At 36.8% G+C, this 3,283-nt stretch carries 3 protein-coding genes; all 3 read left to right on the top strand.

Going from position 1 to position 3,283, the window contains the following annotated elements; translation table 11 throughout:
• The first annotated feature begins 25 nt into the window (after positions 1–25).
• The 3 genes from L652_RS0108295 to L652_RS0108285 all read left to right on the top strand — a co-directional run bounded on the left by L652_RS0108295 (position 26) and on the right by L652_RS0108285 (position 2,964).
• A complete protein-coding gene (locus L652_RS0108295) occupies positions 26–1,009 on the top strand; it encodes an IS110 family transposase (protein ID WP_024597435.1) in 984 nt (327 codons plus the stop codon).
• A 256-nt stretch (positions 1,010–1,265) separates the two neighbouring features.
• Positions 1,266–1,592: a helix-turn-helix transcriptional regulator gene (locus L652_RS0108290; RefSeq protein ID WP_029753347.1), complete on the top strand. Its 327-nt coding sequence runs from the start codon at positions 1,266–1,268 to the stop codon at positions 1,590–1,592.
• Positions 1,576–2,964: a HipA domain-containing protein gene (locus L652_RS0108285; RefSeq protein ID WP_024597440.1), complete on the top strand. Its 1,389-nt coding sequence runs from the start codon at positions 1,576–1,578 to the stop codon at positions 2,962–2,964. The genes L652_RS0108290 and L652_RS0108285 overlap by 17 nt, the downstream gene beginning before the upstream one ends.
• The last annotated feature ends 319 nt before the right edge of the window (positions 2,965–3,283 follow it).

The following is a 3,283-nucleotide window of genomic DNA, read 5'->3' as shown; positions in this document are numbered from 1 at the left end:
GTATGTACAAGGGGAGTAAGTAGAGATGATGTTTATCGGCATTGATATTAGTAAAGAGAAGATTGATTTATCGTGGTTGAGAGACCAACTTACAAATAAAATTAAAACAAAAGTCTTTAAAAACAAGCGCCAAGATTTTGTAACAATAGAAAAATGGCTTTTAAATACAACAAAAAGCGCTGCTAATGAGCTCGTTATCACCCTCGAACCAACGGGTGTTTATCATGAAGCACTGATGTATTTTTTATACGAGCAAGGCTTTAATATTATTTTAGCGAACCCTGGTAAAGCTAAAAAGTATGCAGACGCTTTAAACATAATTCATAAAACAGACAAATCTGATGCAACGATGCTTGCTCATTATGGCTGTGCCAAGCACGCAGTCGTTAATTATTGGCAACCTGAAGCATTAGCAATTAGAGAGCTTAAAGCCCTTATCCGTCGTTTAGATGCGCTTGAGAGTAACCGGCAACGAGAAGCGAACCGATTAGAAGCAAGTGAATTCAGCAACGTTTCTGCGCGTGTTTGCCAATCTATAAAAGTGACTATCGCGTTTTTAGACGATGAAATTAAACAACTTAAATCTGACATTGATAACCACATAGATAATGAACCTGATTTAAAAAGAAACAGGAAACTACTTGAGTCAATCCCTGGCATAGGGCCCGTATTATCGAGAGAGCTGACGTATTTGTTTGCGGCTAAAAAATTTAATAAAGCCAAAGAAGCGGCGGCTTATTGTGGATTAATCCCACGGCATAATGAATCGGGTAAATTAAAAGGGCGAACATCAATCAGTAAACTTGGCCCAGCCAGAATTCGATGTAAACTTTATATGGCAGCCGTTGTTGCTGGGCAATGGAATAAAACAATAAAACGACACAAGTTAACGTTAATAAATAATGGTAAAACACCAATGCAAGCTGTGTGTGCAAATATGCGAAAGCTAATTCATATATGTTTTGGTGTAATAAAAAACCAAGAAGCGTTTAAGCTCCAAGAAAGTTAAATACGACCTTGAAGCTTAAAATGAGAGATGGTATCTACAGGTGTTTAGCTTGGCTATTAAGCTCAAAATGTCATTAACTTTCCATAAGTAACTTATGCTTTACTTATGGGGTTGTGTTTTATTTTACTTCCTATAAGTAAGGTAAGGTTTACTTATAGGCAGTAAACATATGTTCAAACTTAAAAGTAAGTTATATTTGACTTTTGGGTTGGCTACCCTAAAATAAATTGTATAAGTAAACTATAGTTGACCTTTCATGAGTGAATTACCAGCAAAAAAAACACTTGGAAGAGTTGTTAAACGCACTGAAATGCCTGATCTATCAAAGCCGTTTTCGTCGGTGCGGCTCGCTAAAGCGATTACTTCAAAGCGAACTGCCATGAAGCTTACGCTGGTTGATGTATCGCAAGCACTTAATATTTCAAAGCCTACGCTGATAAAAATAGAAAAAGGTGATGTGAATGTGCAGTTTTTTAATGTACTCAAAGTGATGGAATACTTGGGGCTGTCGTTTAGCCTTGTCAGTGATGACGAGTCGCACCACAATAACAAGGATGAGGTGAGCGATGAGCAGTGGTATTAAAAAAAATAGCTTAGATGTATTTATTGGGCATACGCAGAAGATAGGTGCGATAACTCTTGATATAGGCTCTGAAAATGAAATTGCATTTACCTATGAGCCTGAGTGGATTAATAAGGGTTTTGCTATTTCACCACACTTACCGCTCAATGGTGATTTTGACTCACGTGATGTGCGTAATTATTTACAAAACTTATTACCCGAGGGCAAAGGTCTTGATGAAATTATAAGTAGTACTACTATCTCTAAAAATAATACGTTTGGTTTGATTAAAGTAATTGGCGAGGAAACGTCAGGCGCTTTGTCGTTTAGAGCAAGTAACAGTACTTTAAAGCAAACATCTTTTCGTGAAGTAACTAATGATGAGCTAAGCCAAAAACTTAAACGCTTTGTACAAGTTGGAGAGCCAATTACTCATTGGGATGGCCGAACTCGGCTCTCTGTTGCTGGCGTTCAAGACAAACTAAACCTACTCGAAATCGATAGTAAATTAGGATTTGGTGAAGGGGAGCTATGTTCTAATAAAATTTTTAAATTCGAAACAGGTACCGCTCCTTTCATTGCAGTAAATGAACTTTTTACCATGCTTTTGGCAAAAGAGTCGGGGCTCAATGTTCCCCATGTTGAGTTGCGCACTTACGCAGATATAAGAGTATTTGTAATAGATCGCTTTGATAGGCGCGTTACACAAGATCAAAGCCGTGTATTACGTCGTCATATTATTGATGGTTGCCAAGCCACTAATTTACCTCCTTCTTATAAATATGAGCGTCAGCATGGTGATGATGGGGATGGTATTTATATTCGAGATGGCGTTTCTTTTGCAAAACTATTTAATGTTAAAACAACGAATGTACAAGCGTATAAGGCTCAGCTTATTCGTTGGATGACATTTAATATTTTAGTACGTAATTACGATGCTCATGGCAAAAACATTAGTTTTTTTGTTGGTAAAAATGGTTTAGAGCTTACGCCGTTTTACGACTTGGTAAATATAGAGGCTATTATTGAGCAGGGAAGCATTGACCGTGATGAGGACTATTTACAGCCCAAAATATCAAGATGTTATGCTATGTCAGTGGGTGAGCATAATTCGCAAAGTGCAGGCAATTTTACTAATAAGATTACAGCTTATATGTTAGCTGATTTTGCTGATGAATTTGCTATTTCACTACCACGGATGCAACTACTTATGAGTCAAACCGTTGACTCTGTATTAGCCGCAATTGATACGGCTAAAGTTTCTGCTGTTAAAAATAACTTATCTACTGTTGAATTAGCACACATTGATTTGTGCATAAGAATAATTAATAAAGCTGCAAATAAGCTGAGTGAGCAAATAATACAACTACCAAATATGGATGCATTTATTTAAATTTCAGAAAATAAATACACGTATTTTGAGTAAGTAATTCATATTTTGGTTGTCAGCATCAACGCGATATTTGCAAATTAAAATTAAAAGCGAGAGATAAATTCCGGCTTACAATTTAAAAGCTACGCTTTTCGCGCGAGCAAGCTTCGCGCCTTGTATCTCTCATTGATAAATGATTAGCTATCATTTATCACATCGAAGTCAGTGAGCTTGCCTTCGCGTCTAGTATTTAATACTGCTCCGTAGATAAAGCCCTGACTTTCTATTCTCACAAACTGAATGGTATCCAAGCACGCTTTTATTTAAGTAGATGCTGTAT

Source organism: Pseudoalteromonas sp. TB25 (assembly GCF_000497995.1).
Classification (GTDB): Bacteria; Pseudomonadota; Gammaproteobacteria; order Enterobacterales; family Alteromonadaceae; genus Pseudoalteromonas; species Pseudoalteromonas distincta.
The sequence above is the reverse complement of the archived record's forward strand: the minus strand, read 5'-3'. Positions and strand labels throughout refer to the sequence as shown.